The following is a 23,491-nucleotide window of genomic DNA, read 5'->3' as shown; positions in this document are numbered from 1 at the left end:
CCAACGATGATCAGCTACGTGACCCTGGGCAGCAACGACCGCCGCGCGGCGAAGGCCTTCTACGACGCGGCGCTGGCGCCGCTGGGGCTCAAGCCCGGCTATGCGGATGACGAGATGGTCGGCTACGGCCCCGAGGGCGGCGAGACCCAGCTGTGGATCGTGCAGCCGTTCAACGGCTTGGACGCGACCGCCGGCAACGGCACGATGCTGGGGCTGGCCGCCTCGACCCGCGCCCAGGTCGACGCCGTCCACGCGGCGGCACTGGCCGGTGGCGGCCGCGACGAAGGCCGTCCCGGCCTGCGCGAAAGCTACGGGCCCAATTTCTACGCGGCCTACTTCCGCGACCTCGACGGCAACAAGCTCTCGGTGGTGTGCCGCTCGCCGGCCTGACGCCACCTCGCCGCCCGGCCGGGCCCGGCAACGGCCGCTCATGAAAAAGCCCGCCAGGTGGCGGGCTTCTCGTGGTCGATCGGTCGGCGACCGCCGGCGATCGGTCAAGCGTCGGACGGCAATCAGTCGGCGTATTGGCCGGCCGCCTTGATGACCGGGGTCCACTTGTTGATCTCGGCCTCGACGAACTTCTTGTGCTCGGCCGGATTCACGCGGTTGTCGGTCACGATCACCGCGCCCAGCGCTTCCTCGCGCTTGTGGAACTCGGCATCCTTGAGCGCCGTCTTCAGCGCGGTGTTGATCTTCTCCAGCACGGCCTTGGGCGTGCCCTTGGGCGCGTACATGCCGTGCCAGATCGACACGTTGAAGCCCTTCACGCCGGATTCGTCCAGCGTCGGCAGCTTGGCCAGCGAGCCGCCCAGGCGCTTGGGCGTCGAGACCGCGAAGGCCTTGACCTTGCCGCCGTCGATCTGCGAGGTGGTGTTGGTGGTCTGGTCGCACATGATGTCGACCTGGCCGCCGATCAGGTCGGTCATGGCCGGGCCGGTGCCCTTGTAGGGGACGGTGGTCATGTCGATCTTGATCGTGCTCATGTAGAGCAGGCCGCACAGGTGCGAGGCCGAACCCAGGCCCGCGTTGGCCAGGTTGATCTTGCCCTGGTTGGCCTGGAGCCACTTCTGCAGCTCGGCGTAGTTGTTGGCCGGCAGGTTCGGACGGGAGATCAGCGTCATCGGCACTTCGTTGATCAGGCCGAGGTACTCGAAGTCGTCCAGGGTCTTGTACTGCAGGTTGCGGTACAGGGCCGGCGCGGTCGACATGCCGATGTGGTGCAGCAGCAGGGTGTAGCCGTCCGGCGCGGCCTTGGACACCTTGGTGGCGCCCAGCGTGCCGCCGGCGCCGCCGACGTTCTCGATCACGATGGTCGCATTCAGCGGCTTGCGCAGCGCCTCGGCCAGGTCGCGCGCGACCTTGTCGGTCGGGCCGCCGGCGGCGAACGGAACGACGATGGTCACCGGCTTGTCGGGATATTCGGCCCAGGCGGCGCCGACGCTCAGCAACGCGACACAGGCGAGCAAGGTCTTCTTCATGGCTGTCTCTTCCTCGATGGAGGTGTGGGTGATGGCGCGGATGCTAGGTCTCCGCCCTTCCCTGCAACCTTCGGAAACTACGTAAGCCGGGATAGCCCGGGGCATGAGACCGGGACATCTGCCGCGAAACAGCGGGAAATCAGTCGAACTTGCGCAGGTCCTCGATGACCTTTCCGTCGTTGGGCAGCGCGCCGGCCGCGACGAAGGCCACCTCGCCGCGCAGCTTGGTCACCTCGCGCAGGGCGACGGCCAGTTGGTCCGCCAGGCCCTCCGGCACGGCGCCGGCGGTCTCGACCCGCAGGGTCATCCGGTCCTGCGCCATCTCGCCCTCGACGACCAGCCGCCCGCGCTTCGCCTGGGGAAAGCGCCGCAGCACCTCGGCCACCTGGCCGGCATGCACGAACATCCCGCGCACCTTGGCGCTCTGGTCGGCGCGCCCCATCCAGCCCTTGATCCGCAGGTTGGTGCGCCCGGTCGGGCAGGTGCCCGGCAGCACCGCCGACAGGTCGCCGGTGCCGAAGCGGATCAGCGGGTAATCGGGGTTGAGCGTCGTGACGACGACCTCGCCGACCTCGCCCTCGGGCACCGGGTCGCCGGTGCCTGGCCGGACGATCTCGACAATGACGCCTTCGTCGACCACCAGGCCCTGCCGGGCCGAGGTCTCGTAGGCGATCAGGCCCAGGTCGGCGGTCGCGTAGCACTGGAAGCCGGTCACGCCGCGCTCGACGCACCAGTCACGCAGGGCGGCGGGGAAGGCCTCGCCGCTGACCAGCGCCTTGCGCACCGACAGCGGCTGGCCCTGTTCGGCCGCCTTGTCGAGCAGGATCTTCAGGAAGCTGGGCGTGCCGACGTAGGCGTGGGGCCGCAACTCGGCCATCGCCTGCAGCTGCAGCTCGGTGTTGCCGACGCCGCCGGCGAAGACGGTGCAGCCCAGGGCCTCGGCGCCGCCTTCCATCATGGCGCCGGCGGGCGTGAGGTGGTAGCTGAAGGAGTTGTGGACCAGGTCGCCGGCACGCAGGCCGGCCGCGTGCAGCGCGCGGCCGACACGCCAGTAGTCGCGGCCCAGGCCTTCGGGCTCGTAGATCGTGCCGGGTGACTGGAACACGCGGCGCGCGCCGGCGTCGCGCTTCAGGCCGCGCCAGCCGATCGTCGCGAAGCCGCCGAAGGGCTCGAAGGCCCCGCGCTCGCGGTCAGCGCGCACCGCCTGCTGGCGGGCCAGCAACTCCGACTTGCGCGTCACCGGCAGACGGGCCAGGGCGGCGCGGCTGCGGACGTGGTCGGGCTCGACCTCGGCCAGCAGTTCCGCGAAGGCGTCGGTGTGCTGCCGCGCATTGGCGATCTGGTGCGGCAGGGCCGCCATCAGGGCGGCCTCGCGGAGCGCGGGATCCCGGGCCTCGAGGGTGTCGTAGAAGTCCGCGGTCATCACTCGTCCGCCCATTGCGCGAGCCGGCGCTTGAGATCGTCCTGGAGCTTGCGCACGTCGGCGGCGCTGCGGCAGACGCGAGTCTCCCAGTCGGGACTGCGCATCGGCTTCTTCGCCAGCCGGGCGGTGATCTGTCCCTCGCCGGCGGCGAGCTGGAGCACTTCGCTGCCTTCGAAGCTCCAGGCGTCGCCGCGCTCGGTCAGCTGGCGCAGGTCCCGCAGCGCGCGGCGGAGCTGCACGAGCGCCTCCTCGGCTTTGAACGGCGGGGGCGCGAAGAAGTCGTTGTCCATGAACTGCTCTCCCTTGATCTCCTGGAATTGCCCTGAGCCGCCGACTCAGGCCAACCAGCGCTTGCGGCGCTTGTAGCTCTTGACGTCGCGGAAACTCTTGCGGTCGGTGCCGCCCATGCCGAGGTAGAACTCGCGCACGTCCTCGTTGTCGCGCAGCGCCCGGGCCTCGCCGTCCATGACGACGCGGCCGTTCTCGAGGATGTAGCCGTAGTCGGCGTAGCGCAGCGCCATGCTGGTGTTCTGCTCGGCGAGCAGGAAGGTGGTGCGCTCCTTCTGGTTGAGGTCGCGGACGATCTCGAAGACCTCCTCGACGATCTGCGGCGCCAGGCCCATCGACGGCTCGTCCAGCAACACCATCTTCGGGTTGGCCATCAGCGCGCGCCCGATCGCGCACATCTGCTGCTCGCCGCCGGAGGTGTAGGCGGCCTGCGACGTGCGCCGCGTCTTCAGGCGCGGGAAGTAGGTGTAGACCTTCTCGAGGGTCTCCGCCACCGCCGCCTTGCCGTCCTTGCGGGTGTAGGCGCCAGTCAGCAGGTTCTCCTCGATCGTCAGGTGCGCGAAGCAGTGCCGGCCCTCCATCACCTGGATGACGCCGCGGTCCACCATGGCCGAGGTGGACAGGCGCTCGATGCGCTCGCCGCGCAGCTCGATCGAGCCCTTGGTCACCTCGCCACGCTCGCCGGCGAGTAGGTTGCTGACGGCGCGCAGCGTCGTCGTCTTGCCCGCGCCGTTGCCCCCGAGCAGCGCCACGATGCGCCCTTCGGGCACCTGCATCGACACGCCCTTCAACACGAGGATGACGTGGTTGTAGATGACCTCGATGCCGTTGACGTTGAGTAGCACGTTGCTCATGGGATGCGAGTCCTTGGCAGCTCACCCGCCCCTTGGGGGCGGGACGGGGTGGGGTGACATCTGCCCCGCCCGCTTGGAGGGCGGGGATGGGGTGGGAGCGAAACGATGGAGAAGGCTTCCAGAGCCGTGTTCACCGGGTGAATGGGAGCTTCCAGAGTTCCGCTGCGCGGCATCAGCTCTGGCAGTCCGCGGGCGAGCGCCGCGTGACCTTCTTGTCGCTGGCGTACTTGTCCGCCGCCGCCTTCACCATCGGCTTGAGGATCTGCTCATCGGCCTGCAGCCAGTCGGACGTGAAGTTCCACTTGCTGCCGTCCCAGGTGTGGACGCGCGCCCAGGTGGAGCCCATGTGGTCCTGGCAGGAGGTCGAGATCGGCCGGATCAGGTTGCCCAGGCCCAGCGCATCGAGCCGCTTCTGGTCGATCGACAGGTTCTCCAGGCCCCAGCGCACCTGCTCGCCGGTCATCACCTTGCCCTTGCCGAAACGCTCCTGCGCGCGGCGGATCGCCTCGACGCTCAGCATCGAGATGATCATCCCGCGCGTGTACAGCACCGAGCCCACCTCGTCCTTCGGCCCGCTGCCCTGGCCCTTCTCATGCACATGCTTCAGGATGTCCTGCATGACCTTGGCCTGCTGGCCCGAGCCATTCAACGCCAGCGCGTTGTAACCCTTCGCGCCCTCGCCCACGTCCTTGACGTCGGGCTCCGCGCCCGCCCACCACACGCCGTACATCTTCTCGCGCGGGTAGCCGGTGGCCTGCGCTTCCTTCAGCGCCGTCGAGTTCATCACGCCCCAGCCCCACAGCAGCACGTAGTCCGGACGCTGCTGGCGCACCTGCAGCCACGCCGACTTCTGCTCGACGCCGGGCGCGGTCACCGGGATCTTCACCAGCTCGAAGCCATGCATCTTCTGCCGCTCCTCCAGCAGCGGGATCGGCTCCTTGCCAAAGGGCGAGTCGTGATAGACCAGCGCGATCTTCCTGCCCTTGAGCTTGTCGAAGCCGCCCTCCTTCTTCGCCAAGTGCTGGATCAGCATGTCGGCCGCCGTCCAGTAGCTGCCCATCATCGGGAAATTCCACTTGAAGACGTTCCCGTCCTGCGACGCCGACAGCCCGTACCCCAAGGTCACCAGCGGGATCTTGTCGTTGGGCACCTTGTCCGTCAGCGCGAAAGTGATGCCCGTGGCCTGGGGATCGAAGAGCGACGCGCCCTTGCCCTTCAGGCGCTCGTAGCACTCGACGCCCTTGTCGGTGGCGTAGCCGGTCTCGCATTCCTCGAAGGTGATCTTCACGCCGTTGATGCCGCCATCGCGCGCATTGATCAGCTTCAGGTAGTCCTGCTTGCCGTTGGCCCACGGCGTGCCGTTGGGGGCGTACGGGCCCGTGCGGTACACCAGCAGCGGGATGAACTGCTCCTTGGCCTGCGCCAGCGCGGCGCCCGGGCCGCCCAGCACGCCAGCCGCCGCGGCCGCCAGCATCACCGCGGCACGCGCCGCCTTCATCGTGGACTTGTTCAGCTTCATCGGTCTGTCTCCTGGTGGCACTCGTGATGCCTTGTTGAATGTGTCGGAACCGGTGGGACTGCGGGAACTTCGGAAACCGGGGATCAGGCGCGGCCGACCCGAAGGGTCAATGCGGGAACGGCCACAGCCGCAGCTTCTCCTTCGCGATCTGCCACAGGCGGGCCAGGCCATGCGGCTCGACGATCAGGAAGAACACGATCAGCGCGCCGAAGATCATCGTGGTCAGGTGCGAGGCCAGCGCGGTGTCGATCGGGATGCCGAACCAGTACGGCAGGTTGTCCAGCATGATGGGCAGCACCACCAGGAAGGCGGCACCGAAGAACGCGCCGGCGATGGAACCCAGCCCGCCGATGATCACCATGAACAGCAGCTGGAAGCTGCGATCGATCGAGAATGCCGCCGGCTCCCACGAGCCCAGGTGCACGAAGGCCCACAGCGCGCCCGCCACGCCGACGATAAAGCTGCTGACCGCGAAGGCACTCAGCTTCGCCGCCATCGGCCGGATGCCGATCACCGCTGCGGCGACGTCCATGTCCCGCATCGCCATCCAGCTGCGGCCGATGTGCCCGCGCACCAGGTTCTTCGCGATCAGTCCGAACACCAGCACGAAGCCCAGGCAGAACAGGTACTTCTGCACCGGCGTCTCCACCGGCAGCCCCAGCACCGACAGGCCGGACACGCCCACCGACCCCGACGGCGAATCGTTCGTCAGCCACTTGATGCGCAGGAATGCCCAGTCGCAGAAGAACTGCGCCGCCAGCGTCGCGACAGCCAGGTACAGGCCGCGGATCCGCAGCGACGGAATGCCGAAGAGCACGCCCACCACCGTCGCGCACAACCCGCCCAGCAGGATGGCGGCGATCACCGGCATGCCGTCCACCCGCGCCAGGAAGTTGAACGCCGCGTAGGCCCCCACCGCCATGAAGCCGCCGGTGCCCAGCGAGATCTGCCCGCAGTAGCCGACCAGGATGTTCAGGCCCAGCGCCGCCAGCGACAGGATCAGGAACGGGATCAGGATCGCGCGCAGCAGGTACTCGCTCGCGAGTCCCGGCACCACGATGACCGCCAGCGCCAGCAGCATCAGCATTGCCACCCGGTCCTGCGCGATCGGGAAGATCTGCTGGTCCGCGCCGTAGCTCGTCTTGAACTGGCCGTTCTCGCGATAGAGCATGTTGTTCTCCGTTCAGACCCGCTCAGACGCGGTCGATGATCTTGTAGTTCCGGCCGGGCCCCTGGCCCTTGACGTTCACTTCGTTCACGTCAGCCTCCTCTGAAAGATCATCGATCGCTACACGCGATCGATGATCTTTTCGCCGAAGAGGCCCTGCGGCCGCAGCAGCAGGAACACCAGCGCCAGCACGTAGGCGAACCAGATCTCGATGCCGCCGCCCAGCGCCGGCCCGAGGTAGATCTCCGACAGCTTCTCGCCGACGCCGATGATCAGTCCGCCGATGATCGCGCCCGGCACCGAGGTCAGCCCGCCCAGGATCACCACCGGCAGCGCCTTGAGCGCGACCAGCGACAGCGAGAACTGCACGCCGAGCTTGGAGCCCCAGATGATGCCGGCCACCAGTGCGACGAAGCCCGCCACGCTCCACACGATCACCCAGATGCGCGACAGCGGAATCCCGATCGATTGCGCCGCCTGGTGATCGTCCGCCACCGCGCGCAACGCCCGGCCGGTGCCGGTGAAGCGGAAGAACAGCGTCAGCGCCGCGACCAGCGCCGCGGCGATCAGCGCCGCCGCCAGGTCCTCCTGGTTGACCATCACGCCGCCCTGGAAGCGCTGCTCCATCAGGAACACCGGATCCTTGGGCAGGCCGACGTCGATCTTGTAGATGTCCGAGCCGAACAGCGTCTGCCCGAAGCCGTCCAGGAAGTAGGTGATGCCCAGCGTCGCCATCAGCAGCGTGATGCCCTCCTGGTTGACCAGGCGCGAGAGCACCAGCTTCTGGATCAGCCAGGCGACCGCCACCATCAGCGCCATCGCCACGAGGAACGCGAGCAGGTTGACGGCCAGCTTGCCGCTCAGGCCGGTCCAGCGCGGGATCCATTCGGCAAAGCGCGCCATGGCCAGCGCCGCGAACAGCACCATCGCGCCCTGCGCGAAGTTGAAGACGCCCGACGCCTTGAAGATCAGCACGAAGCCCAGCGCCACCAGCGAATACAGCATGCCGGTCATCAGGCCGCCGATCAGGGTCTCGAGGAAGAAGCCCATCGTCGTCTCCCGTTCAATGCGACGCGCCGAGGTAGGCGCGGATCACGTCCTCGTTGGCGCGGACCTCGTCAGGCTTGCCGTCGCCGATCTTGCGCCCGTAGTCCAGCACGACGACACGGTCGCTGATGTCCATCACCACGCCCATGTCGTGCTCGATCAGCACGATGGTGGTGCCGAACTCGTCGTTGACGTCCAGGATGAAGCGGCACATGTCCTGCTTCTCCTCGACGTTCATGCCCGCCATCGGCTCGTCGAGCAGCAGCACCCTGGGCTCCATCGCCAGCGCCCGGCCCAGGTCGACGCGCTTCTGCAGCCCGTAAGGCAGCCGTCCCACCGGGGTCTTGCGATGCGCCTGGATCTCGAGGAAGTCGATGATGCGCTCGACGTGCTCGCGATGCGCGGTCTCCTCGCGCTCGGCCGGACTCCACCATGGATTGCGGAACGCCTGCGCGAACAGCCCGGTGCGCATGCGCAGGTTGCGGCCGCTCATGATGTTGTCCAGCACGCTCATGCCCTTGAACAGCGCCAGGTTCTGGAAGGTCCGCGCGACGCCCATCTCGGCCATGCGGCGCAGCCGGGTGCGCGGGCTCAGCAGGCGGACATCCTCGCCGCGGAACAGCACGCGGCCGGCCTGCGGCTGGTAGACGCCGTTGATGCAGTTCAGCATCGAGCTCTTGCCGGCGCCGTTGGGGCCGATGATGGCGCGGATCTCGTGCTCGCGGACGTCGAAGCTGATGTCGTTGAGCGCCTTCACGCCGCCGAAGGACAAGGTGATGTTGCTGACCTCGAGGATCACCTCGCCGACGCGACGCGTCGCGGAAGGCGTGGCGGTCGCGGCGGGCGCGCCGGGGTCCGTGGCGCCCGGCGCGGCGGCATCTTGAAACAGCGCCGGGGCGGGCGCGGCGGCGGAGGCGCCGACGGATGCGCCGACGGATGCGCCGAGAGTGCCGGCGGCAGAGGCTGTGGCGGTGGCAGTGGCGCTCATCAGGCGGCCCTCCGGGTCGGCGAGAAGGTGCGGGCCTCCTCGATGCGCAGGTCGGCGGCGACCTTGCCGGTGCGGCCGTCCTCGAAGCGGACCGCCGTCTCGATGAACTGCGACGGCTTGCCGTCGTAGAGCGCGTCGATCAGCACGCGGTACTTGTCGGCGATCGCGCCGCGGCGGACCTTGCGGGTGCGCGTCAGCTCGCCGTCGTCGGCGTCGAGTTCCTTGTGCAGCACCAGGAAGCGGGTGATCTGGCTGCCGGCCAGGCGCTCGTCCTGCGCGAGGTCGGCATTGACCTTCTCGACGCAGTCGCGGATCAGCGCGTAGACCTCGGGCTTGCCGGCCAGGTCGGTGTAGCCGGCGTAGGCCAGGTTGCGACGCTCGGCCCAGTTGCCGACCGCCTCGAAGTCGATGTTGATGAACGCGCAGACGCGATCGCGCCCATCGCCGAAGGCGACCGCCTCCTTCACGAAGGCGAAGAACTTCAGCTTGTTCTCCACGTACTTGGGCGCGAACATGGCGCCGTCGTGCGCGCCGCCGCTGAGGCGGCCGACGTCCTTGGCGCGGTCGATGATCTTCAGGTGGCCGCCGGCATCGAGGAAGCCCGCGTCACCGGTGCGGTACCAGCCGTCGGCGCCCAGCACCTCGGCCGTCGCGTCCGGGTTCTTGTAGTAGCCCTTGAGCAGGCCGGGCGATCGCACCAGGATCTCGCCGTTGTCGGCAAGGCGGATCTCAACGCCATCGATCGGCACGCCGACGGTGTCGGCGCGCGCTTCGTGATCCGGCTGCAGGCAGACGAAGACCGCGGTCTCGGTCGAGCCGTACAACTGCTTGAGGTTGATGCCGATCGACCGGTAGAAGCTGAAGAGGTCCGGCCCGATAGCCTCGCCGGCGGTGTAGGCGACGCGCACCCGCGAGAAGCCCAGCGCGTTGCGCAGCGGCCCGTAGATCGCGAGGTCGCCGAGCCGGTACTTGAAGCGGTCCCAGGCGCCGACCGGCTTGCCGTCCATCAGCGAGGGCCCGACGCGATGGGCCAGGGCCATGCAACGGGCGAACAGCCAGCGCTTGGGCGCGCCGGCGTCCTCCATCCGGATCATCACGCTGGTGAGCAGGCCCTCGAAGACGCGCGGCGGGGCGAAGTAGTAGGTGGGTCCGATCTCCTTGAGATCGATGCTCACGGTGCTCGCCGACTCGGGGCAGTTGACGACGTAGCCGCAGGCGAGCCACTGTGCGTAGCTGAAGATGTTCTGGCCGATCCACGCGCACGGCAGGTAGGCGAGCACCTCCTCGTCATGCGTGAGCCGGTCGAAGCGCGCGCCGGCCTGGGCGCGGTCGATCAGCGTCGCATGCGTGTGGACCACGCCCTTCGGATGGCCGGTGGTGCCGGAGGTGAAGAACATCGCCGCCACGTCCTCGGCGCGGCCGGCCTCGACCTCGCGTTCGAACCAGCCCGGATGCCGCATCGCATGGGCACGGCCGTCGTCGCACAGGCCGTCGATCGAGGCCAGTCCGTCGGCGGCGTAGTGACGCAGGCCGCGCGGATCGTCGAACCAGACACGGCGCAGCGCCGGGCACTGGTCGCGGATTTCGAGCAGCTTGTCGACCTGCTCCTGGTCCTCGACGACGGCGAAGGCGACCTCCGCGTTGTGCAGCGGATAGACGAACTCGGCGGCGACAGCGTCCTGGTAGAGCGGCACCGGGATCGCGCCGAGCGACTGCGCGGCGAGCATCGCCGCATAGAGCCGGGGACGGTTCTCGCCAATGACGACGAGGTGCTGGCCGCGCGTCATGCCGGCGGCGGCGAAGCCATGCGCGAGGTCGCGCACCAGCGCGGCGAGCGCCGACCAGCTCAGCGTCTGCCAGATGCCGAGCTCCTTCTCGCGCAGCGCCGGCGCGTGAGGGCGCTGGCGGGCGTGATCGAGCAGCAGGCGGGGGAAGGTCTGGTCCACCGTCGTCTCCTTGTGGTCCCCGCTGTCGCCTCTCTGGCGGAGGCGCTCATGCCGCGGGGGTTGATGGACTGTAGGCCGGCTCATTGACGCCGTGTTGTCGTTGCGACGACATTCCTAGGGAGAGTTCGGGGCAGCGTTTTCCCCAGGGGGTCGCGTCAGGCTGTTGTCATGCGCCGGCGCGATGAACGGGGGATGGCCTCGATCACCGACACCGCTGTCCACGCCGCGCTGGGTTCGCCGTCCCCGCTGCCCCTGCGCCCGCCCCTGTCCGGGGCCGTGCCGACGCAGCCGCTGCGGCTGCGGGCGCGGGCCGCGAGCGCGCAGGAGATGGGCGCCATCCCCTGGCTGAAGGCGATCGAGCCGGAGCTGCGCGAACGCGTCTCCGCCAGCATCCAGGTGGCCGAGGTGGAGGTCGGCGAGCGCATCTGCCGCATCGGGCGCGAAGCCAATTTCTGGTTCGGTGTCATCGACGGCCTGCTCAAGATGAGCAACGACGAGGCGGCGGCGCGCCAGGTCACCTTCACCGGCGTGCCGCCGGGTGGCTGGTTCGGCGAGGGGACGCTGCTCAAGCGCGAGGCCTACCGCTACAACATCCAGGCGCTGCGGCGCAGCGTCGTCGCCGGCTTGCCGCTGGACAGCTTCCATGAATTGCTGGAGACCAGCCTGGCCTTCAACCGCTACGTGCTGAACCAGCTCAACGAGCGGCTGGGCCAGTTCATCGCCGCCCGCGAGATCGACCGCCAGAGCGATCCCGACCTGCGGGTCGCCCGCAACCTGGCGGCGCTGTTCCATCCCCAGCTGTATCCCGGCGTGAACGGGCTACTGCGCATCACGCAGCAGGAACTGGGGCATCTGGTGGGGCTCTCGCGCCAGCGCGTCAACGAGGCCCTGCGCCATCTGCAGGCGCAGCGGCTGATCGCGGTCGAGTACGGCGGGCTTCGCGTGCTGGACCTGGGGGGACTGCGGGTCTATCCGCAGCAGTAGCGGCGCCGGGTGGGCGCCGGGTGGGCGTCGGTCCGCGGGCTGAAGGCCAGCCCAGGCGACCACCAGATTCCTTACGCGCCGAACGGCGTGGCCTCGGGTTGCGCCGGCGGATGCGCCGCGTACTGCGCGGCGTTGATCTCGTAGAGCAGGCTGGCCGCCTCACCGGGATGCTCGGCGACCGAGCCGGTCAGCCGCAGCCCGACGCGCTCCAGCGTCTTGCGCGCCGCGGTGTTGCCCGGCGCCAGCAGCGCCTGCACCGAGGTCGCATGCAGGCTGTCGAAGGCCAGCGCCAGCGCCGCCAGCGACATCTCCGCCGCGTAGCCGCGCCCCCAGTGGTCGGACAGGAAGTGGAACTCCAGCAGCAGCGCCGGCGCGCCGCAGATCCGCCCCCGGCTCAGGCCGCCGAAGCCGATCGCCCCGAGCGACGGCTGCTCGCGCAGCGCGACCGCCCACGGCCCCAGCCCGTCCCGCGTCCACAGCGCGCGCCATTGCTCCAGCCGCTCGGACATGGCGGGACCGCCGGATTCGAATCGACGATTCGCCGGGTCGCACAGCAGGTCGCGGAAGGTCCGGGCGTCGGCGGCCGCAGGCGGGCGCAGGGTCAGGCGGGGCGTCTGGGTGAGCCGCTCGACAGCCGGGATGGAGAAGATGGGGGCAAGCATAGGGGTTAACCCGTAAATTATGCGCCCCTGGCGGATTTCAAGCCATCTCCCGACCGCTCGGTCGGTGACGGCAACGGGACTTGCGTCACGAAAGGTGACGAAGCCGTTGAAACCCTGGAAGTTTTGGCATCTTGCGCGCACATCGCCCGATCTGACGGCGTCCGTTAGACCGCCGTGGCGTGCGACAGCCCCAAGACAGGTCGCCGCAGACCAACTGGCATAGCATTCCCGGCATACGCGGGGCCTGCGGGGGAGCGATCCCCCGCCTGGGCTCCCTCCCCAGGACGACGCGGCGCCCGGCGCCGCAGGAACGTGAGCTCGTGATGAAGCTGCTGGTCATCGAAGACAACCCGGACATCGTCGCCAACCTGTTCGCCTACCTCGAGCCGATGGGTTACGAGCTGGACGTGGCCCGCAACGGCCTGGGCGGGCTGGCGCAGGCCGCCGCCGGCTCCTACGACGCGATCGTGCTGGACCTGACCCTGCCCGGCCTGGACGGACTGGACGTGGCCCGGCGGCTGCGCAAGGATTTCCGCCGGCCGACGCCCATCCTGATGCTGACCGCGCGCGACACCATCGCCGACAAGGTCACCGGCTTCGAGAGCGGCGCCGACGACTATCTGGTCAAGCCCTTCTCGCTGGTCGAACTGGAGATCCGCCTCAAGGCGCTGATGCGGCGCTCCCACGGACTGAACCTGAGTTCGGCGGTGAGCTACGCCGATGTGAGCTTCGACCCCGACACCCTGGAAGCCACCCGCGCCGGCAAGCCGCTGCAGCTCACGCCCACCGGCTACAAGCTGCTCTCCGCCCTGCTGCGCGAGGCCCCCAAGCTGGTCCGCCGCGAGGACCTGGAACGCGAGGTCTGGGGCAACGATCCGCCCGACAGCGACGCGCTGCGCACCCATATCCACGCCCTGCGCGCGGCGCTGGACAAGCCCTTCCCCGTCCCGCTGCTGAAGACCCATCCGGGCATCGGATACCGGCTGGTGTCGCCCGATGCGGGCTGAGTCCCCGGGGATCCGCCGCCCCTGGCGCCTGCGCTCCACCGCCGCGCCGACGACGCTGCGCACGCGCGTCGCCGCGGCCTTCCTGCTGCTGACCCTGCTGGTCTGCGGCGCCTTCGCCGTGGCGGCGGTGCGCATCGCCTCGAGCATCGAGGACCGCCTGATCGACCAGCGCCTGGGCCGCACCGCCGACGAGCTGATCGCCCGCGAGCGACAGGGCCTGGAGCCCGACCTGCCGCCCAGCGTCACGCTCTACCGCGGCACCGAGATCCCGGCCCCGCTGCGCGGAAAGCCGCCCGGCAAGTACACGCTGCCGCAGGACGGCCAACTGGTCAGCGCGCTGATCCGGGACGACCTCGGCCCGGTCTTCGTGCTGACCGACCGCGACGAGGACTTCGCCAAGATCGAGGCCGGCGTGTACGGCCTGCTCGGCCTGGCCTTCGTCTGCTGCCTGGGGCTGGCGCTGTTCCTGGCGCAGCTGACCGCGAGCCGCATCGTCGCGCCGGTGACCGCCCTGGCCCGCGCGGTGGAAACCGGCGCCGCGCCGCGCGAGTACCCGCTGCAGGATTCCACCGACGAGCTGGGCGTGCTGTCGCGCGCCTTCGCGGCCAAGACCGAGGCCCAGCAGCGCTACCTGGACCGCGAGCGCTGGTTCACCGGCGATGTCAGCCATGAGCTGCGCACACCGCTGGCGGTGATGCTGGGCGCCGCCGAGGTCCTGAAGGCCCGCCTGCACGGCCGCGACGACATGGTCGAGCTGGCCGAGCGCATCCGCCGCACCGCCGCCGACACCAGCGAGCGCGTCGTGGCGATGCTGCTGCTGTCGCGCGATCCGGCCAGCATCGGCGCGCCGCCCACCGCGGTGCTGCCGCTGCTGCGCCAGGAAATGGAGCGCTGCCGGCCGCTGCTCAAGGGCAAGGACGTCGAGATGACGCTGCATGCCGCGCCCGATGACGCCGGCCTGGAAGTGCCCGCGCGGCCGGAACTCGCGGCGATCGCGCTGGGCAACCTGATCCGCAACGCCTGCCAGTTCACCGAGGAGGGCCGCGTCGACATCCGGCTGGAGGCCGGCCGCGTCGTCATCGAGGACACCGGCATCGGCATTCCGCCAGCCGTGCGCGACCGCATCTTCGACCGCTTCATGCAGGTGGACCCGGCCGGCGCCGGCAGCGCCGGGCTGGGCCTGGCCATCGTCAAGCGCGTGGCCGAGCACCTGGGCTGGACCGTCAGCCTGGAAGCGCCCGCCCACGGCGGGACGCGCTTCGCGCTGAGCTTCGGGCAGGCATCCACAGGCCGCGCGGGCCCCGATGACGGCCCCAACGACGGCCACGATCGCCGGCCGCAGGCCCCGGAGCGGGACATTCTCCCCACTTGAAGCGACACATCCGCTGGACGGGTCGGCCGTCCACCTATACTGTATGCATATACAGTCCCCAACGCCGGTGTCACGACCGGCGTTGTCGTCTCTCCCGCCGACCGACCCGCCATGTCCGCCCTGCCCTTGCCCCTTCCCCCCGCCGTGGCCGAGGCCGTCTGGCGCGGCGACGCCCTGGGCCGCGGCACCGACACGGTCTGGCCCAGCGGCTTCGACGCGCTGGACGCTGAACTGCCCGGCGGCGGCTGGCCCGGACGCCAGCTGACCGAGCTGCTGCTGCCGCAGTTCTCGCTGGCCGAATGGCGGCTGGCCGGCCCGGCGCTGCGGCGAGTGGTCGCCGACGGCGCCGCGGTGGCGATGATCGGCCCGCCCAAGCGTCCGCACCTGCCCGGCCTGATGCACCTGGGGCTGGACGAGCGCCACCTGGTCTGGATCGACGCGCGAGCGCCCTCGGAGCGGCTCTGGTGCGCCGAGCAGCTGATCAAGTCCAACGCCGCCGGCGCGGTGCTGGCCTGGATGCCGCAGGCCGCGCCGGAACAGCTGCGGCGACTGCAGGTGCTGGCGCAGTCCTTCGAGGGGCCGGTGTTCCTGTTCCGGCCGCTGGCCGCGCGCCACGATCCCTCGCCGGCGCCGCTGCGGCTGCAGGTGACGATCGATGTCGACTGGGCGCTGGACGTCCTGATCCTCAAGCGCAAGGGCCCCGCCCATGAGACGCCGCTGCGGCTGGCGTCCATTCCGGGCGGGCTCGAGCGGGTGCTGACGCCGCGGGTGATGCGGCCCAGCACGATGCGCCCGGTCGCGCCGGTCGCGCCGATCACACCCGAAGCAGTGCCCGCCGCACCGTCCGCCGCCTTGTCCGAATCCCCGCGCGAGCCGCAGCCGCTCGCCCTGTTTCCGGAGCTGACCGATGTTGTGGGTCGCCCTGATCCTGCCGCCTCGTCCGCCGGCGCCCTCCGCTGATCCGGTCGCGCCGCCGGACCACCCCTGGGGGATCTGTCCGGAGGCGCAGGCAGGACTGGCCGTGTGGTGTCTTCAGTTCACGCCGCGCGTGGCGCTGATGGAGGACGCCGTCGTCATGGAGGTCGAGGCCAGCCTGCGGCTGTTCCGCGGCCTGGGCGCGCTCCAGGCGCGCATCGCCGACGAGGCGCCGGACCTGGGCGCCGTTGGCATCGGCTGGGCGCCGACGGCCACCGCCGCGCTGGTGCTGGCGCGCTGCGGCGTGCCAGACCTGGGCGGCCGGCTGCTGCAGGCGGTGCTGGATCCGCTCCCGCTACAGGCGCTGAGCGCAGGCGCCGACCACGCCGAGCCGCTGAGCCGCGCCGGCATCAACACGCTGGGCCAGTTGCGGGCCTTGCCGCGCGGCGGCATCAGCCGGCGCTTCGGCGCGGCGCTGCTGGCGATGCTGGACCAGGCCTACGGGCTGCGCCCGGAGGCGCACCGCTGGGAGGTGCTGCCCGAGGATTTCCACGCCCGCATCGAGTTGCCCGGCCGCGTGGACCACGCGCCGGCGCTGCTGCTGGGCGCGCGGCCGCTGCTGATGCGGCTGTGCGGCTGGCTGGCCGCCCGCCATGCCGGTGCGACCGGCGTGACGCTGCACTGGGTGCATGACTCGATGCGCGCCAAGGATGCTGGCGACGGCGGGTCGCTGACGATCCGCACCGCCGAGCCGATCCGCGCGCTCGAGCACTTCTGCCGGCTGATGGCCGAGCACCTGGCCAAGACCCGGCTGCTGGCGCCGGTGGGCGAGCTGCGGCTGGAGGCGATCGGGGTCCAGGCCCTGACCGAGGACAGCGCCTCGCTGCTGCCCGACACGGTGCGCACCGGCGAGACGCTCTACCTGACGCTGGAGCGCATCGCCGCGCGCCTCGGCCCGGAGCGGGTGCTTCAGCCGGCGCCTGGCGACGATCACCGGCTCGAATGGATGACGCGCTGGCAGCCCGCCACCGACAGCCAGCGCGCCGGCGCCTCGGGCAACGGCCGCCGCCGCGCGGTGGCGCGGCCCGCGCCGTCCATGCCCGAACCCGGCTTCCTGCTGGAGCCGCCGCTGCGCCTGGCGCTGCGCGATCACCGGCCCCACTACCAGGGCGCGCTGACCTTGCTGGTCGGCCCCGACCGCGTCGAGGGCGGCTGGTGGGACCGCCTGCCGGCGCGAGCACCAGCGGACGCGGCAGTCGAGACCGGCGCCGGCGTCCGGGACCAGACCGCGCCGGCCTTCACCGCGCTGGTGCCGCGGGACGACGCGGCGATGGTGGCGATCGGCCACCGCAACGTCGTGCGCGACTACTGGATCGCGGTCAACGACAACGCCGGCGTCGTCGCCATCTTCCGGCAGCCGCTGGACGATGGCGGCAGCGCCTGGTTCCTGCACGGCGTCTACGCCTGAACGGAGTCGAGCGATGACCGCCCCGCCTGCCCTGCCCGCCGCGCTGCCGGACTACGCCGAACTGCGCTGCCTCAGCAACTTCAGCTTCCTCAAGGGCGCCAGCTGGCCCGAGGAACTGGTCGAGCGCGCCAAGGAGCTCGGCTACAGCGCGCTCGCGATCACCGATGAATGCTCGATGGCCGGCATCGTGCGGGCGCATGTGGCCGCGAAGCGGCACGGGCTGAAGCTTCTGGTCGGCAGCCAGTTCCGCATCGACCCGCGCGACGGCGCCGACCCGGACGAGCCTCCCTTCACCCTGGTGGCGCTGGCCTGCAACCTGAACGGCTACGGCAACCTGTGCCAGTTGATCTCGCGGCTGCGGCGCTCGGCCGACAAGGGCAGCTACCGCTGCACGATCGACGACTTCGGCCCCCAGGCGCTGGATGACTGCGTCGTCATCGCCTGCCCGGACCGGCATGCGGCGGCGGCGCCGCTGCTGGCGATGTCGCGCTGGCTGCTGTCGCGCTTCACCGGCCGCTGCTGGCTGGGCGTGACCCAGACCCGCGAGCTCGACGACGAAAGCCGCCTGCTGCGGCTGCGCGAGGCGGCCGCGCTGACCGAGATCCCGCTGGTGGCCGTCGGCGACGTCACCATGCATGTGCGCAGCCGCAAGCCGCTGCAGGACGTGTTGACCGCGACCCGGCTGGGCCGGCCGCTGACCGAGTGCGGCCAGGCGCTGGACCGCAACGCCGAGCGCCACCTGCGCGCGCGCGGCCGGCTCGGGCTGGCCTTCCCGGCCGCGCTGCTGGCGGAGACCCTGCAGGTGGCCGCCCGTTGCGACTTCAAGCTGGACGAGCTGCGCTACCACTACCCGTCCGAGGTGGTGCCCAAGGGCGAGACGCCGGCCAGCCATCTGCGCCGGCTGACCTATGAAGGCGCGGGCCGGCGCTGGCCCGACGGCATTCCTCCGATGGTCACCGAGCAGATCGAGCGCGAGCTCGCGCTGATCGAGGAACTGCGCTACGAGCATTACTTCCTCACCGTGGCCGACATCGTCCACTTCGCGCGCTCGCAGGGCATCCTGTGCCAGGGGCGCGGCAGCGCCGCCAATTCCATCGTCTGCTACTGCACCCATGTGACCGAAGTCGATCCGCAACGGATGCAGGTGCTGTTCGAGCGCTTCATCAGCAAGGAACGCAACGAGCCGCCGGACATCGACATCGACTTCGAGCACGAGCGCCGCGAGGAAGTCATCCAGTACCTCTATCGCAAGTACACCCGCGAGCGCGCGGCGCTGGCGGCGGTGGTGATCTCCTACCGCGTCAAGAGTGCGCTGCGCGACGTCGGCAAGGCGCTGGGCTTCGAGCCGGAGACGCTGGACACGCTGTGCGGCAACCACCAGTGGTGGGACGGCCAGACCATCGACGCGGAGCGGCTGCGCGAATCGGGCCTGGACGCCAACGACCTGGCGGTGCGGCAACTGGTGGAGATCACCTCGGAGCTGCTCGGCTTCCCGCGCCATCTGTCGCAGCACCCGGGCGGCTTCGTGCTGACGCAGGGGCCGCTGACGCGCATGGTGCCGGTGGAGAACGCGTCGATGCCCGATCGCACGGTGATCGAATGGGACAAGGACGACCTCGACGCGATCGGGCTGCTCAAGGTCGACGTGCTGGGGCTGGGCATGCTGACGGCAATCCGCAAGACACTGGACTTCATCGGCAAGCGCCAGCGGGCGCCTTTCGAGGTCAAGGACATCCCGATCGAGGACAAGGCCACCTACGAAATGATCCAGCGCGCCGAGACGATCGGCGTGTTCCAGATCGAAAGCCGGGCGCAGCGCAGCATGCTGCCGCGCCTGAAGCCCAAATGCTTCTACGACCTGGTGATCGAGGTCGCGATCGTGCGTCCCGGGCCGATCCAGGGCGGGATGGTGCATCCCTACCTGCAGCGGCGGCAGGGGCTGGAACCGGTGGTCTATCCAAGCGGATTGGAATCGGTGCTGGACCGCACGCTGGGGGTGCCGGTGTTCCAGGAACAGGTGATGCAGATCGCGATGATCGCGGCCGGCTTCACCGGCGGCGAGGCCGACGAGCTGCGGCGCTCGATGGCGGCCTGGAAGCGCAAGGGCGACCTGGGGAAATACCGCGAGAAGCTGATCGAGGGGATGCGCGCGCGCGACTACCCGGTGTCCTTCGCGGAACAGATCTTCGAGCAGATCAAGGGTTTTTCGGAGTACGGCTTCCCGGAGTCGCATGCCGCGTCGTTCGCGCTGCTGGTCTACAGCAGCAGCTGGCTCAAGAAGCATCGCCCGGCGGAGTTCCTGGCGGGGATGCTGAATGCGCAGCCGCTGGGCTTCTATTCACCGAGTCAGCTGGTGCAGGACGCCAGGCGCAATGGTGTCGAGGTGCGGCCGCCGGACGTGATGCACAGCGACTGGGACTGCACGCTGGAACGTACCGATGGCCGGGTGATCCGGCCCACGCGTCGCGGCAAGGAGGCCGAGGCGCTTGATGCGCGGCCGCTGGACCAGGACGGCATCGCGCAGGACGAGGACGGCGACCCCCATCTGGAGTCGGACGAAGCGCTGGCGATCGACGCGGCGCCGGTGGCGGTGCGGCTGGGACTGCGGCTGGTGAAGGGCCTGCAGCAGGCCTCGGCGGCGGCGATCTGCCTCGAGCGCAGACGCGGCCCGTTCAACGACGCGGAGGACCTGGCGCGCCGCACCGGCCTGAACCAGCAGCAGATGACGATGCTGGCGGCGGGCGACGCGCTGACGAGCCTGAGCGGGCATCGGCGCCAGCAGATGTGGGACGCGGCCGCGCAGCACGCGCCGCCGCCGCTGCTGTCGACGGCGCCGGTGCAGGAGGACTTCCTGGCGCTGCCGCAGGCGCCCGAGGGCGAGGAGATCGTCTTCGACTACGCGTCGCTGGGCCTGACGCTGCGACGGCATCCGCTGGCGCTGCTGCGGCCCTTGCTGCGCGAGCAACGCTGGATGTCGGCCCGGGAGCTCGACGAGTTGCCGGACGGCCGGCCGGCGCGCGGCTGCGGGATCGTGACGGTCAAGCAGCAGCCGGCGACGGCGAAGGGGACGATCTTCATCTCGCTGGAGGACGAGACCGGGGACATCCAGGTCATCGTGCACCGGGCGCTGTGGCAGCGACAGCGCGCGGTGATGCTGCACGCCAGGCTGATGGCGGTGAAGGGCAAGTGGCAGCGCAGCGGCGACGTGCGCAACCTGATCGCCGGGCACATGGAAGACCTGACCCCGATGTTGGGGCGGCTGAGGACGGAGAGCCGGGATTTCCATTGAATCCCTTGCCCGACATCAGGGCGATCGCGCCAGGAAGCCCAGCCGACGCAGCCGCTGAATCGCCCGCCGATCAAAGGTCAGGAAGACGGTTCCACCACGACGCCTCCCCTCAAGAGCGATCAGTCCACCGGCGAAATCGCCCCCGGCCTGGAGCAGGTCGAGTCCGGCATCCACTGCCGTTCGATCAACGTCGATCCGCGGGATCAGCAACAGCCTGGTGCTCGACGGAAGAAAGCCCAGCCCCGCATGCCATCGAAAAACCGCCACTCCCCCTGACTTCCATCAACGGTGGGAGAGAACACGCCCCATCCCTCCCTTCTCCCTCGTCTGTAGGCTCCGTCCGACGGCGCAATGCGTCATCCGGGGGGTACCCAAGGGGCCCATCCTTGCGGAAAGATCGGCTCAACTGTCCTCATGCCGACCCGCCAGTCCCCGCTGGCGTGGCCGGCCCCCGACGCCATGAAAAAGATCGCCGTCCGTGCCCGCACCCTTCCCGTCGCAGCGCCGCTCATTCCCTCTCCCTCCTGGGCCCTGCTGGGCATCGAGCCGCTGCGTGCCGCGATGGAATACGCCAGTTGCCGCCTGATGGACCGCAGCGGCCACCCGCCCGGCGACGGACATCCGGTCATCGTGTTCCCCGGCCTGGCGGCCGATGCGCAGTCGATCGCCCCGCTGGTCGGCTTCTGCCACGGCCTGGGCTACGCGGCGCGCGACTGGGGCCGCGGCCTCAACACCGGGCCCGTCGGGGACATCGACCGCTGGCTCGACGCCCTCGCCGCCGACATCGAGGCGCTGGTCGCCGATCAGCCGCAGGCGGTCTCGCTGGTCGGCTGGAGCCTGGGCGGCATCTACGCGCGCGAGATCGCCAAGCGCATCGCGCTGCCCGTCCGGCAGGTCATCACGATCGGCACGCCGATCACCGGCGAGGCGGCGCAGACCAACGTCAGCCTGCTCTATCGCTGGATCAACGGCGCGCTGCCGGTGCTCGACGAGGACTTCAAGGCGCGCCTCGTCGCCGCGCCGCAGGTGCCGACAACGGCCATCTACAGCCGCAGCGACGGCGTCGTCGCCTGGCAGGCCTGCGTGCAGCGCGAAGACCATCCGATGATCGAGAACGTCGAGGTCGACGGCAGCCACTGCGGCCTGGTGTGGAATCCCGCGGTGCTCAAGGTGGTCGCCGACCGGCTCGCCCATGCACCCGGCGCGTGGCGCCCCTATGGCGATCACGCGGACGCGGAACCGCCGCGCGCCGCCCAGCCATTGAACTGAGCCGCGGCGGTGTCGGCCACCGGCCGATGACACCGTGGGCCCCGGTCGCTACCGGATCAAGGCGATCAGGATGATGATCGGAATGGGCACGCCCAGCAGATACAGCAACAGCGAACGCATGCGAGCTCTCCTTGGTTCAGTCGACGAGGTCGCGCTGCCGGCCGCCGAGGGTGGCCAGCAGGCTCGCGGTGAAGGCGCCAATCAGCAGCGCCACGAACATCCATAGCGCCGCCGCCAGCGTCGCCTTGCGCGCCGCATCCGCCGCCTCGCGGGCACGTGTTTCCAGCGCCTGCGCTTCGGCACGGGCGCGCTGCAGCGTCTCGGTCACGCGCCGTTCGGCCTCGGCCTGCGTCAGGCCGGTCCGCTGCGCCACCAACTGCGCGGCGGCGCGCGTGTCTTCCGCGGACAGGCGCCCCTCATGGCGCAGCGCGCGCAACACGAGGCGGTGCAGGGCGGCGGACGAGTGCTCGTCCGCATGCGCCATCGACGCGTCCGGCCAGCCGCGCAGCGTCGCCGGATTGGCTGCGGCGGACGGACCGCCCGCGCCCGCGCTCGTGGTGGCGGCGGCGGAGGGCCGCAGCAGCGTGTCCACGTAGTAGCCGAGATCGTCGCGAGCCAGCGGATCGGTGCCCGCCCGGCCGTCGGCGCCCCGCTCGGCCAGCGTGCCGTCCGTATCGGCCCGGGCGCCCGTCGTCGCCGCCGCGCCCGCCGTCGCCACGCCGGCTGCGGTCGCCGCGCCCTTCACGCCCAGTCCGGCGATGGCGCCCACCGACGCGGTCAGCGTGGCCGCGGTGAACAGCGTCGCCACCGCCCAGGACAGCAGCCCATGCGCGGTATCGCGGAAGTGAACCTCGTCGGCGTCGGTGCCACGCCAGCGCACCCGCAGCCGTCCGGCCAAGTAGCCACCCAGTCCCGACGCGGCCAGTTGCGTGAAGGCCAGCCATGCGATGCCCGCGGCGCCGAGCGTGCCCGCGCTGGCGCCGTCACCGGCCCAGGGGGACACGGCGGCCAGTCCCAGTCCCACGCCGAGCAGCAGCAGGATCAGCGACAGCGCCGCCGCCGCGGCCGCGCCCGCCAGCACCGCGCCCCACGACACCGCGGAAGCCGTCCTTCCGGCGGGATAGGCACCGCCGACGCTGCTCTCGCCCGCATACCAGGCTTCGTTCGCGACCATCGCAATCCCCTCGAGTGGTGATGAGGTCTGCTGGCAAAGGACGGGCCCGAGACCCATCGACGCGGCCCCGACAGGCCTCGACAGGCCCCGGGCAGGCGGTGCCGTAACCGGTGGACGTAACGCCCGTTACGCCGATGCCGTCACATCACCCGCACGGCCCGCGCAGAATGCGTCCCCAATGACCGCCACCGTCGCCACCGTTTCTCCCGCGTCCGCCGCCGACCACATCGCGCATCACCTCGAGTTGCTGCCGCATGGCCTGCGCATCGATGGCCTGCCCGAGCTGCGCAACCGCCTGCTGCCGCGCCTGCTGGCCGCACTGCTGCAGGCGCACGAGCAGGGCCTGGCTCGCGTCGACAGCCCCTGCTCGCGCGCCGAGCTGCGCGAACGCATCGCCGGCATGGCCGAGCTGCACCGCACCCAGGTCTGGCGCGCGCTGGCGCTGCTGGACGACGGCCCACTGGCTGCGCTGATCGAGGCCAACGCTCGCAGCAGCGGTCCGTTCTGGCTGAACGCCCCGCTGCTGGCGCGTTGCCGGGTCGAGGTCGACGGCGAGCCCGCCGCCGGCGAGACCCTCGCGCGCTGGCTCGGCCAGCAGCGCCCGGTGCGCGCGCCGGTCGCCGCGCCGCTGCTAGATCGG

At 70.4% G+C, this 23,491-nt stretch carries 20 protein-coding genes; 9 read left to right on the top strand and 11 right to left on the bottom strand.

Annotated features, from left to right (window positions below; translation table 11 throughout):
* Positions 1-6: 6 nt before the first annotated feature.
* Positions 7-390 carry a VOC family protein gene (locus CS062_RS17220; RefSeq protein ID WP_099862821.1) on the top strand — a complete coding sequence of 128 codons (384 nt, stop codon included), beginning with the start codon at positions 7-9 and terminating at the stop codon, positions 388-390.
* 122 nt (positions 391-512) lie between these two features.
* Here the strand turns inward: CS062_RS17220 and CS062_RS17215 are convergent, their stop codons facing one another.
* From CS062_RS17215 to CS062_RS17175, 9 genes are all read right to left on the bottom strand, one after another.
* Complete coding sequence (locus CS062_RS17215; RefSeq protein ID WP_099862820.1) at positions 513-1,478, bottom strand: tripartite tricarboxylate transporter substrate-binding protein; 966 nt, start codon at positions 1,476-1,478, stop codon at positions 513-515.
* A 139-nt stretch (positions 1,479-1,617) separates the two neighbouring features.
* Positions 1,618-2,901 (bottom strand): phenylacetate--CoA ligase family protein, encoded by a 1,284-nt coding sequence (locus CS062_RS17210; protein WP_099862819.1) that lies wholly within the window; start codon positions 2,899-2,901, stop codon positions 1,618-1,620.
* On the bottom strand, positions 2,901-3,191 hold the full coding sequence (locus CS062_RS17205; protein ID WP_099862818.1) for a hypothetical protein: 291 nt from the start codon (positions 3,189-3,191) through the stop codon (positions 2,901-2,903). The genes CS062_RS17210 and CS062_RS17205 overlap by 1 nt, the downstream gene beginning before the upstream one ends.
* A 45-nt stretch (positions 3,192-3,236) precedes the next feature.
* A complete protein-coding gene (locus CS062_RS17200) occupies positions 3,237-4,043 on the bottom strand; it encodes an ABC transporter ATP-binding protein (protein WP_099862817.1) in 807 nt (268 codons plus the stop codon).
* Between the two features lie 172 nt (positions 4,044-4,215).
* On the bottom strand, positions 4,216-5,562 hold the full coding sequence (locus CS062_RS17195) for an ABC transporter substrate-binding protein (protein ID WP_438270483.1): 1,347 nt from the start codon (positions 5,560-5,562) through the stop codon (positions 4,216-4,218).
* 106 nt (positions 5,563-5,668) lie between these two features.
* Positions 5,669-6,733, bottom strand: coding sequence for a branched-chain amino acid ABC transporter permease (locus tag CS062_RS17190; protein WP_099862816.1), 1,065 nt, complete (start codon positions 6,731-6,733; stop codon positions 5,669-5,671).
* A gap of 117 nt (positions 6,734-6,850) precedes the next feature.
* Positions 6,851-7,780 carry a branched-chain amino acid ABC transporter permease gene (locus tag CS062_RS17185; RefSeq protein WP_099862815.1) on the bottom strand — a complete coding sequence of 310 codons (930 nt, stop codon included), beginning with the start codon at positions 7,778-7,780 and terminating at the stop codon, positions 6,851-6,853.
* A gap of 13 nt (positions 7,781-7,793) precedes the next feature.
* On the bottom strand, positions 7,794-8,765 hold the full coding sequence (locus tag CS062_RS17180) for an ABC transporter ATP-binding protein (protein ID WP_099862814.1): 972 nt from the start codon (positions 8,763-8,765) through the stop codon (positions 7,794-7,796).
* Complete coding sequence (locus CS062_RS17175; RefSeq protein WP_099862813.1) at positions 8,765-10,711, bottom strand: AMP-dependent synthetase/ligase; 1,947 nt, start codon at positions 10,709-10,711, stop codon at positions 8,765-8,767. Before CS062_RS17175 ends, CS062_RS17180 begins: the two co-directional genes overlap by 1 nt.
* A gap of 192 nt (positions 10,712-10,903) precedes the next feature.
* Here CS062_RS17175 and CS062_RS17170 point away from each other — a divergent pair, with 192 nt between their 5' ends.
* The gene (locus CS062_RS17170) at positions 10,904-11,695 is read left to right on the top strand and encodes a Crp/Fnr family transcriptional regulator (RefSeq protein WP_099862812.1); all 792 of its coding nucleotides are present in this window, start codon (positions 10,904-10,906) and stop codon (positions 11,693-11,695) included.
* A gap of 71 nt (positions 11,696-11,766) precedes the next feature.
* Here CS062_RS17170 and CS062_RS17165 read toward each other — a convergent pair whose 3' ends face one another.
* Entirely contained in the window at positions 11,767-12,357 is a 591-nt protein-coding gene (locus CS062_RS17165; RefSeq protein WP_099862811.1) for a GNAT family N-acetyltransferase, read from the bottom strand.
* A gap of 323 nt (positions 12,358-12,680) precedes the next feature.
* Here CS062_RS17165 and CS062_RS17160 point away from each other — a divergent pair, with 323 nt between their 5' ends.
* From CS062_RS17160 to CS062_RS17135, 6 genes are all read left to right on the top strand, one after another.
* Positions 12,681-13,364, top strand: a complete 684-nt coding sequence (locus tag CS062_RS17160) for a response regulator transcription factor (protein WP_099862810.1) — start codon at positions 12,681-12,683, stop codon at positions 13,362-13,364.
* Positions 13,354-14,736 carry a sensor histidine kinase gene (locus CS062_RS17155; protein WP_099862809.1) on the top strand — a complete coding sequence of 461 codons (1,383 nt, stop codon included), beginning with the start codon at positions 13,354-13,356 and terminating at the stop codon, positions 14,734-14,736. Before CS062_RS17160 ends, CS062_RS17155 begins: the two co-directional genes overlap by 11 nt.
* Positions 14,737-14,847: 111 nt before the next feature.
* The gene (gene imuA / locus CS062_RS17150) at positions 14,848-15,696 is read left to right on the top strand and encodes a translesion DNA synthesis-associated protein ImuA (RefSeq protein ID WP_099862808.1); all 849 of its coding nucleotides are present in this window, start codon (positions 14,848-14,850) and stop codon (positions 15,694-15,696) included.
* Positions 15,644-17,119 carry a Y-family DNA polymerase gene (locus tag CS062_RS17145; protein WP_099862807.1) on the top strand — a complete coding sequence of 492 codons (1,476 nt, stop codon included), beginning with the start codon at positions 15,644-15,646 and terminating at the stop codon, positions 17,117-17,119. Before imuA ends, CS062_RS17145 begins: the two co-directional genes overlap by 53 nt.
* 13 nt (positions 17,120-17,132) lie before the next feature.
* Entirely contained in the window at positions 17,133-20,408 is a 3,276-nt protein-coding gene (locus CS062_RS17140; RefSeq protein WP_099862806.1) for an error-prone DNA polymerase, read from the top strand.
* 459 nt (positions 20,409-20,867) lie between these two features.
* On the top strand, positions 20,868-21,677 hold the full coding sequence (locus tag CS062_RS17135; protein ID WP_143742389.1) for an alpha/beta hydrolase family protein: 810 nt from the start codon (positions 20,868-20,870) through the stop codon (positions 21,675-21,677).
* A 136-nt stretch (positions 21,678-21,813) separates the two neighbouring features.
* Here the strand turns inward: CS062_RS17135 and CS062_RS17130 are convergent, their stop codons facing one another.
* Complete coding sequence (locus tag CS062_RS17130; protein WP_233218112.1) at positions 21,814-22,851, bottom strand: hypothetical protein; 1,038 nt, start codon at positions 22,849-22,851, stop codon at positions 21,814-21,816.
* A gap of 178 nt (positions 22,852-23,029) precedes the next feature.
* Here CS062_RS17130 and CS062_RS17125 point away from each other — a divergent pair.
* Positions 23,030-23,491, top strand: a 462-nt coding sequence (locus CS062_RS17125; RefSeq protein ID WP_143742388.1) for a hypothetical protein, incomplete at its 3' end; no start/stop codon positions are given.

Origin of the sequence: Roseateles chitinivorans (assembly GCF_002761755.1) — a bacterium.
Lineage (GTDB): Bacteria > Pseudomonadota > Gammaproteobacteria > Burkholderiales > Burkholderiaceae_C > Roseateles > Roseateles chitinivorans.
The sequence above is the reverse complement of the archived record's forward strand: the minus strand, read 5'-3'. Positions and strand labels throughout refer to the sequence as shown.

Bases quoted from the DNA above. Each gene is read 5' to 3' on its own strand.
- CS062_RS17190 (WP_099862816.1), bottom strand. From the start codon at position 6,733: ATGCTCTATCGCGAGAACGGCCAGTTCAAGACGAGCTACGGCGCGGAC.
- CS062_RS17140 (WP_099862806.1), top strand. From the start codon at position 17,133: ATGACCGCCCCGCCTGCCCTGCCCGCCGCGCTGCCGGACTACGCCGAA.
- CS062_RS17220 (WP_099862821.1), top strand. From the start codon at position 7: ATGATCAGCTACGTGACCCTGGGCAGCAACGACCGCCGCGCGGCGAAG.
- CS062_RS17205 (WP_099862818.1), bottom strand. From the start codon at position 3,191: ATGGACAACGACTTCTTCGCGCCCCCGCCGTTCAAAGCCGAGGAGGCG.
- CS062_RS17160 (WP_099862810.1), top strand. From the start codon at position 12,681: ATGAAGCTGCTGGTCATCGAAGACAACCCGGACATCGTCGCCAACCTG.
- CS062_RS17145 (WP_099862807.1), top strand. From the start codon at position 15,644: ATGTTGTGGGTCGCCCTGATCCTGCCGCCTCGTCCGCCGGCGCCCTCC.
- CS062_RS17165 (WP_099862811.1), bottom strand. From the start codon at position 12,357: ATGCTTGCCCCCATCTTCTCCATCCCGGCTGTCGAGCGGCTCACCCAG.
- CS062_RS17130 (WP_233218112.1), bottom strand. From the start codon at position 22,851: ATGGTCGCGAACGAAGCCTGGTATGCGGGCGAGAGCAGCGTCGGCGGT.
- CS062_RS17155 (WP_099862809.1), top strand. From the start codon at position 13,354: ATGCGGGCTGAGTCCCCGGGGATCCGCCGCCCCTGGCGCCTGCGCTCC.
- CS062_RS17135 (WP_143742389.1), top strand. From the start codon at position 20,868: ATGAAAAAGATCGCCGTCCGTGCCCGCACCCTTCCCGTCGCAGCGCCG.
- CS062_RS17210 (WP_099862819.1), bottom strand. From the start codon at position 2,901: ATGACCGCGGACTTCTACGACACCCTCGAGGCCCGGGATCCCGCGCTC.
- CS062_RS17170 (WP_099862812.1), top strand. From the start codon at position 10,904: ATGGCCTCGATCACCGACACCGCTGTCCACGCCGCGCTGGGTTCGCCG.
- CS062_RS17185 (WP_099862815.1), bottom strand. From the start codon at position 7,780: ATGGGCTTCTTCCTCGAGACCCTGATCGGCGGCCTGATGACCGGCATG.
- CS062_RS17195 (WP_438270483.1), bottom strand. From the start codon at position 5,562: ATGAAGCTGAACAAGTCCACGATGAAGGCGGCGCGTGCCGCGGTGATG.
- CS062_RS17180 (WP_099862814.1), bottom strand. From the start codon at position 8,765: ATGAGCGCCACTGCCACCGCCACAGCCTCTGCCGCCGGCACTCTCGGC.
- imuA (WP_099862808.1), top strand. From the start codon at position 14,848: ATGTCCGCCCTGCCCTTGCCCCTTCCCCCCGCCGTGGCCGAGGCCGTC.
- CS062_RS17215 (WP_099862820.1), bottom strand. From the start codon at position 1,478: ATGAAGAAGACCTTGCTCGCCTGTGTCGCGTTGCTGAGCGTCGGCGCC.
- CS062_RS17200 (WP_099862817.1), bottom strand. From the start codon at position 4,043: ATGAGCAACGTGCTACTCAACGTCAACGGCATCGAGGTCATCTACAAC.